Origin of the sequence: Xanthomarina sp., from assembly GCF_035306705.1 — a bacterium.
Classification (GTDB): domain Bacteria; phylum Bacteroidota; class Bacteroidia; order Flavobacteriales; family Flavobacteriaceae; genus Xanthomarina.
Window position 1 is genome coordinate 1 of the sequence record NZ_DATGNO010000060.1, and the last position, 7,947, is coordinate 7,947.

The window sequence follows — 7,947 nt, forward strand, 5'->3', positions numbered from 1 at the left end:
AAGCTTCAAAAATTGCTCAAGAAGTTGTAGAAGAGCAGAAACAGGATTATCAAGTGAGGTTACATGCCGAATATCAATCCTTATTAGCAAAACTTCAGCAATATGAAGAAGCTATTAATTATTACGAAACCCAAGGCAAAACGCTTTCGGATGAAATAATAAAAACTGCCGAACGCACTTTTAAAGAAGGTGAAATCGATTTCTTTCAGTACATACAAAGTATAGAGACTGCCAAAGACATGGAAATCACCTATCTCGATAATTTAAACACGTACAATCAAACCATTATTGCCATCAATTACTTAATTTTATAAAAATGAAAAACCTATATATCCTTATGTTTTCATTGGTTTTAGTAGCCTGTGGAAATTCAGAAAAAAACATAGAAGCTGTTGAAGTTATTAAAACAGATTCCAACGAAATAGACATTACCAAACAACAGTTTGAAGGTGAAAATATGGCTTTTGGTATCCTTTCGGAAGAAGCATTTAGCCAAAGCGTAAAAACCAATGGTATGATAGATGTGCCTCCCTATAATAAATCGAGCGTCGCTACTTTTATTGGTGGATATATTACAAAAACACCTTTATTAATAGGAGATAAAGTTAAAAAGGGACAATTATTGGTCACACTTGAAAATCCGGAGTTTGTAGAAATTCAGCAAAACTATTTAGAAGTTGCCGAGCAATTAAGCTACCTAAAATCCGAGTTTACCAGACAGAAAACTTTGTATGATGAAAACATCACCTCACAAAAAAACTTCTTAAAAGCTGAAAGTACGTATAAAAGCAATTTGGCACAGTACAACGGGATGCGTAAAAAACTGCAAATGATGAACATTAGCCCAAAATCTGTAGAACAAGGAAACATCTCCTCTACAATCAATTTATATGCGCCAATTGCTGGCTATGTTACCAAAGTAAATGTAAGTAATGGCAGCTATGTTTCCCCTTCGGATATTGTTATAGAAATTGTAGATACAGACCACATTCACTTAGAGCTTTCTGTATTTGAAAAAGATATTTTAAAGATTAAAAAAGGACAAAAAATCCTGTTTACAATTCCAGAAGCTTCGGATAGCATTTTTAAAGCTGAAGTGCATTTGGTTGGAACCACCATTGATGAAAAAACCAGACGCGTAAAAATCCATGGTCATATAGATGAAGACCAAACGCAATTTATAGTGGGCATGTTTACTGAAGCAGATATTATTATCAATAATGTAAGAAACATGGCCGTTCCAAAAGAAGCTGTTGTAGAGGTTGAAGACGAATCTTTTGTATTAGTTTTAAAAAATGAAACCGAAACGGAATATCATTTAGAAAAAGTAAAAATTAAAAAAGGTATGGAAACCGAGGATTTTGTTGAAATTTTAAACGAAATAGATCTAAAAGACAAGAAAATATTAACAAAAGGCACTTATATGCTACTAAATGATGGTGGCGGTGGGCATAGTCATTAATTGTAGTATATTGAATAAAAGCCTTTAAGAATAGGGCAAACTCCTTAAAAAATTAATAAATTAACACCCCAGAATCAGGATACAAAACCAATGAATAAACATACTAAAGACGCACATCACCACGACCATGGTGGTATTTTTGGAAAAAGAACAGATTTATATTTCTCCATACTTTGTGGTGTTTTTTTACTGCTTGGATTTGTTTTAGAAAAAACAACATCCACACCATCTTGGACCCATTTAGGTTCTTATATGATCGCCTATTTTTTTGGAGGTTATTTTATAAGTATTGAAGCCACCCAAAAAATATCTAAAGGCGGTTTCGATATCGATTTTCTAATGATTGCTGCCGCCATTGGCGCAGCTTATATTGGCAGTTGGGCAGAAGGTGCTTTACTGTTGTTTTTGTTTAGCTTAGGTCATGCCTTGGAAAGTTATGCCATGAATAAGGCTACCAAATCTATTGAAGCTCTAAACGATTTATCGCCAAACACAGCTCTAGTAAAAAAAGACGGGAAACTGATAGAAACTCCAATCGAGGAGCTACAAATACACGATATTATTGTTGTAAAACCACATACCAAAATTGCCGCAGATGGTGTGATTGTAGAAGGTAGTAGTAGCATCAATCAAGCACCAATTACTGGAGAAAGCATGCCTGTTGATAAAACAGCCATTCCAAGTATTGATAATTTACTGGATTTTAAAGACATCGATAAAACTCATATTGTATTTACCGGAACCATTAATGGCGATGGGCATATAGAGGTTTTGGTTTTAAAACTCAGTGCCGATTCTACGGTAGCGCGCTTAGTAAAAATGGTAAGCGAGGCTGAAACCCAAAAGTCACCAACCCAACGGATGACTAAAAAGTTCGAAAAAGTCTATGTCCCTATTGTTATCATATTGGTTTTTACTTTGTGTTTTGCATATCTCATTATAGACGAAACATTTCAAGAAAGTTTGTATCGCGCCATTACGGTTTTAGTAGCTGCAAGTCCATGCGCTTTAGCCATTTCGACCCCGAGTGCTGTGTTAAGTGGTATTGCCAGAGCTGCACAAAAAGGGGTTTTGATTAAAGGAGGAAAAGCTTTGGAAGATTTAGGGGCTATTACAACCATTGCCTTCGATAAAACAGGCACATTAACGGAAGGGAAACCTAAATTAACCAATGTAATTCCTTTTAACGATTTTAATGAAACAGATTTTGTTCAATTGGTTTTAGAAGTTGAAAGTTTGAGCAATCATCCATTGGCTAGGGCTATTTCAAAAGATATTAAGTCGCAATACAACATCGAATACTTAGGAAAAGCCTCCGAAATAAATGCCATTCAAGGGAAAGGAATTCAAGCCATTTATAAAAATTTCCCGGTTTTTATAGGAAACACCAAACTCATGTTAGATGAAGGAATTTCTGTAGAAGAATCGGTAACCTCTAAAATGAAAAACTTATTGGAAGATGGTCATACTGTGATGCTGGTTGCTTTTAAAAATGAAGTTGTTGGCTTGATTAGTGTCATGGACATTCCAAGAAAAACAGCTATAAGCACCTTGAAACGTTTGAAAGAAATTGGCATAAAACGAATGGTGATGCTTACTGGCGACCATCAAAATGTGGGAGATTCCATTGCCAGACAAATAGGTTTAACTGAGGCCAAAGGCAATTTATTGCCAGAAGACAAAGTGGAAGCTGTAAAGAAACTACTTCAAGAAGACAAAAGGATTGCTATGGTTGGCGATGGTGTTAACGACGCTCCAGCAATGGCATTAAGCACAGTTAGCGTTGCTATGGGAGCAGCGGGAAGTGACGTTGCTTTAGAAACAGCTGATGTAGCGCTAATGTCGGACAAAATAGAAATGCTCCCTTTTGCTATTGGTTTAAGTAGGGAATCCAAACGCATTATCAAACAAAATATTTTCATCAGTTTAGGAGTGGTTGCCATCTTGGTTCCTGTAACCATCTTAGGACTTACCAATATTGGTATGGCTGTACTTTTTCATGAAGGCTCCACCATTGTTGTGGTATTAAACGCCTTGAGGTTGTTGCGTTTTAATATGGACGAATAAAAATAAAAAACTCCCACACTAAATTAGCTTGGGAGTTTTAATATTAAGATTCCTGCCTTCGCAGGAATTTGTTACATTTTTTGAAGCCAATGTTTCACATCTACTTCAGCGTTAATAATATCTTTTAAATCTGCAATTTTTACGCGCTGCTGTTCCATAGTATCTCTATGTCTAATGGTAACCATATTATCTTCCAAAGTATCGTGATCTACGGTAATACAAAATGGCGTTCCATTGGCATCTTGACGTCGGTAACGTCTTCCAACAGCATCCTTTTCATCGTAATCCACACTAAAATCCCATCTTAAATCTTCTAGGATCTGCTTTGCAATTTCTGGTAAACCATCTTTTCTAACCAACGGTAAAATAGCTGCTTTTACAGGGGCTAAAACTGCCGGCAATTTTAAAACAGTTCTAGTGGTATTGTTCTCTAATTCTTCTTCGACTAGAGAGTTTGAGAAAATTGCTAAAAACAATCTATCCAATCCTATGGAAGTTTCAAGTACATAAGGTGTGTAACTTGCGTTCTCTTCGTGGTCGAAATACTGTAATTTCTTTCCTGAAAAAGCTTCGTGCTGTTTTAAATCGAAATCGGTTCTGGAATGAATTCCTTCCAATTCCTTAAATCCGAAAGGAAATTTAAACTCGATGTCTGTAGCAGCATCTGCATAATGAGCTAATTTTTCGTGATCGTGAAAACGGTAATTTTCTTCACCTAAACCAAGAGACAAATGCCATTTCATTCTGTGTTCTTTCCAATATTCAAACCATTCTTTTTGGGTTCCTGGTTTGATAAAGAATTGCATTTCCATTTGTTCAAACTCACGCATTCTAAAAATAAACTGTCTAGCAACAATTTCGTTTCTAAACGCTTTTCCTGTTTGGGCAATTCCAAAAGGTATTTTCATACGTCCAGTTTTCTGAACGTTTAAAAAATTGACAAAAATCCCTTGAGCTGTTTCAGGACGCAAATATAAATCCATAGCGTGTTCTGCACTGGCACCAATTTTAGTTCCAAACATGAGGTTAAACTGCTTAACTTCTGTCCAGTTTCTAGAACCAGTTAGCGGATCGGCAATTTCCAATTCCTCAATAAGTGCTTTTACATCGGCTAGATCTTCCTTTTCCAAAGATTTTGCCATTCTGGAAAGAATGGTAGCTATTTGTTCTTGATAACCTAAAACACGCGGATTTGTAGAAACAAATTCTTCTTTATTAAAAGCGTCACCAAAGCGTTTTTCGGCTTTAGCTACTTCCTTGTCTAGTTTTGCTTCAATTTTAGCACAATAGTCTTCAATTAAAACGTCTGCTCTATAGCGTTTTTTAGAATCTTTATTGTCTATTAACGGATCGTTAAAGGCATCTACGTGCCCTGAAGCCTTCCAAGTAGTTGGATGCATAAATATGGAGGCATCAATACCTACAATATTATCATTCATTTGGACCATGGCTTTCCACCAATAGTCACGAATATTCTTCTTTAACTCCACTCCATTCTGAGCGTAGTCGTACACTGCGCTTAGTCCATCGTAGATTTCACTACTTTGGAACACGTAACCATACTCTTTAGCGTGAGAGATTACTTTCTTAAATTGATCATCGTTTGCCATGTTGCAAAAATAAAAAACCGTTCTCATTAAAGGAACGGTTTTCACAAATATATTATTGGTTGATTATTTTAGTTCTAATTCTGTCTTTCCTATCTCTAAATCGTCGTTATAAACAATCACAGAATAAGTGCCGTTTTTAAATAATTCTTTAGACTCTATGTTAATTTTGGTACAGACCTCAATATTGCTGTAATTATTGTTAACAACTGTCATTCCACTATAGCTTAAGGCCGTGTTTTTAAAATTTACATGACCTCTTTCCACTACCAATTGATTGTCTGGCCCAAGTATTTGAACAAAAATATTTTTATTTCCTTTAGGTGTAAACTCATTGCTTAAAAGTGATAAGCAAACTTCAATATGGTCTAACTTATCAATCCTATTGGTTTTAGCGTCGTCTCGCGAACTAACGGTATTTAAAGCGATTGCCTGAACATTTTCAGCCGAAACAGATTGAATTTTCTTAATCGTTTTGGACAAAATAGCATTTTCTTCATTAAGAAGATTTAATTTATTTTGTTGATTGACCATTTGATTTGACAAGGAAAAAACCTCAACTTCAAGCGAGTTGTTTCGATTTTGTACCATAGTGGTTTTCCTGTATAAATGAGACCTTTCGTTCTTAAGAACTGCTATTTGATTTTTAAACTTAGAAATTACGGATACATCTGATGTAAAAAATCCAACCGAGTCTAAAACATTCGAAAGTGATGTTTTAGCCTTAGTTAATTCTAAATCTATGGTGTTGTTGCTTGCTTGAATTGCATCATAACTTTTAATCATTTCGTGTAATTCATTTTGAACAAGCGAGGTTTCCTGTTCCACAAATGATTGATGATTTTTAAGTGTTTGATACTTTACCAAGCCAAAAGACCCTAAAGCAACAATTGCTATTACCAATGTACCTATAATTAATCTGTAGTTAAATAATTGAGGGTTAACTATCATCTTAATATATAATTTTGCACTACGAAACTATAAAGAATGATTGTTTTATCTTATTTTAATCGATGAACTGATGAAATAATTGTTAAAATTCTAAATTGCTGATTTAAAATGTGTTTCAAGCTTAAAAGTTATTATTATCTTTAAGATAAATTCTTACAAAGATGCTGACATCGGTTTTAAACTTGTTTTTTCCTAAAGTATGTTTTGCTTGCCAATTTCAGCTAAGCGATTTTGAACACTATGTCTGCACACATTGCAGACACAGTTTACCAGTTACTAATTTTCATTTGGATAACGACGACACGGTTTTAAAAGCCTTTTATGGGCGTGCAAAAATTGAACAGGCTACAGCTTTATTGCGTTTTGAAAAGAAAAGCATTACCCAACAATTAATGCACAATTTAAAATACAAAGGATATCAAGAAATTGGTGTGTTTTTAGGCCAATGGCTCGGTGCCGAATTAAAGGAATTAAAAGCATATCAAAGTATAGATGTTGTTATTCCAGTGCCTCTCCATAAAAAGAAATTAAGAAAAAGAGGCTATAACCAAGTAGCTAAATTTGGACAGGAAATAGCTTTACAATTAGAAATCGATTATTACGACGATGTGCTTATAAAAATAACCAATACCACTTCTCAAGTAAACAAATCCAGATTGAGCAGATGGATAACCAACGACGAATTATTTGCTATTCAAAATAGGGAAAAAATACATAACAAACATGTGCTTTTAGTGGACGACATTATAACTACAGGAGCCACCATGGAAGCCTGCATCTCGGTATTAAACAAAGCCAAGAATGTTAAAATTAGCATCGCTTCTATGGCAATAGCTTAAGGATTGTTTTCTGTATGGGAATTAAATTGTTTCTTTGTGTCTAATTTAAAAACAAAAAATGAATCGCGTCTTTTACAAACCTCTATACGTTATTTTAGTTTGCTTATTACTTGCTAATTGTGCCAATAGAGGCCGACCAAGTGGAGGAGAGAAAGACATAAAACCTCCGGTAATTGTAAGATCTGACCCCAAGAATTTTTCAACCAATTTTAAAGGAACAGAAATAACCATTGTGTTTAACGAGTATATAAAAATTAATAATCTACAAAAACAGTTAATTATTTCGCCTCCAATGGATCCAGCACCAGAAATATATCCTCAAGGAGCAGCCAGTAAATACATTACCATTAAAATAAAAGATACTCTAGATCCCAATACCACCTATGCTTTTAACTTTGGAAATAGCATTGTAGATAATAACGAAGGAAACCCATATCCATTTTATAGATATGTTTTCTCAACAGGAGATTATATTGATTCGCTTTCGGTAAAAGGAAATATAATTGATGCTACTTTACGTAAACCAGACGAATATGTGTCTGTTATGTTGTACGAAATGGATTTCACTTACACCGATTCTACGGTATATAAAGAGACACCAAAATACATTACCAATACCTTAGATAGCGTAACCGCCTTTTCAATAGATAATATTAAGGCGGGAAAATACATGCTTGTGGCTTTAAAAGATGGAAACCAAGACAGTAAATACCAACAACGAAGTGATAAGATTGGTTTTTTGGAAAAACCCATCACCGTTCCTACAGATTCGCTTTATACCGTAAAATTGTTCAAAGAAGCGTTCGACCCAAAAATTATAAATCCGCGTTTGATTTCTGGTGAAAAAATAGCCTTTGGTTTTGAAGGAGATTATGAAAATATGAAAATCCAAATTCAATCGGACACACCTGAAGATTTTCGCTATCGTGTAACCAAGGATGCAAAAACAGATTCCTTGAATTATTACTACAAACCTCGTTTTAAGGAAGTCGATACGTTACTTTTTAATGTCAGCAATAAA

The 7,947-nt window shown here is 34.7% G+C and carries 7 protein-coding genes; 5 read left to right on the forward strand and 2 right to left on the reverse strand.

Going from position 1 to position 7,947, the window contains the following annotated elements; genetic code table 11:
- From VKY47_RS05235 to VKY47_RS05245, 3 genes are all read left to right on the forward strand, one after another.
- The coding region (locus VKY47_RS05235) for a TolC family protein (RefSeq protein WP_324310954.1) at positions 1–314 on the forward strand (314 nt) is incomplete at its 5' end.
- Between the two features lie 2 nt (positions 315–316).
- On the forward strand, positions 317–1,462 hold the full coding sequence (locus VKY47_RS05240; protein ID WP_324310956.1) for an efflux RND transporter periplasmic adaptor subunit: 1,146 nt from the start codon (positions 317–319) through the stop codon (positions 1,460–1,462).
- Positions 1,463–1,552: 90 nt separating this feature from the next.
- The gene (locus VKY47_RS05245) at positions 1,553–3,529 is read left to right on the forward strand and encodes a heavy metal translocating P-type ATPase (RefSeq protein WP_324310958.1); all 1,977 of its coding nucleotides are present in this window, start codon (positions 1,553–1,555) and stop codon (positions 3,527–3,529) included.
- A 71-nt stretch (positions 3,530–3,600) separates the two neighbouring features.
- Here the strand turns inward: VKY47_RS05245 and VKY47_RS05250 are convergent, their stop codons facing one another.
- Positions 3,601–5,139, reverse strand: a complete 1,539-nt coding sequence (locus VKY47_RS05250) for a glycine--tRNA ligase (RefSeq protein WP_324310964.1) — start codon at positions 5,137–5,139, stop codon at positions 3,601–3,603.
- 63 nt (positions 5,140–5,202) lie between these two features.
- Positions 5,203–6,087 (reverse strand): hypothetical protein, encoded by an 885-nt coding sequence (locus VKY47_RS05255; RefSeq protein WP_324310959.1) that lies wholly within the window; start codon positions 6,085–6,087, stop codon positions 5,203–5,205.
- A 161-nt stretch (positions 6,088–6,248) separates the two neighbouring features.
- Here VKY47_RS05255 and VKY47_RS05260 point away from each other — a divergent pair, with 161 nt between their 5' ends.
- Complete coding sequence (locus tag VKY47_RS05260; RefSeq protein WP_324310961.1) at positions 6,249–6,926, forward strand: ComF family protein; 678 nt, start codon at positions 6,249–6,251, stop codon at positions 6,924–6,926.
- Positions 6,927–6,984: 58 nt separating this feature from the next.
- On the forward strand, positions 6,985–7,947 hold a 963-nt coding region (locus VKY47_RS05265), incomplete at its 3' end, for an Ig-like domain-containing domain (RefSeq protein WP_324310962.1).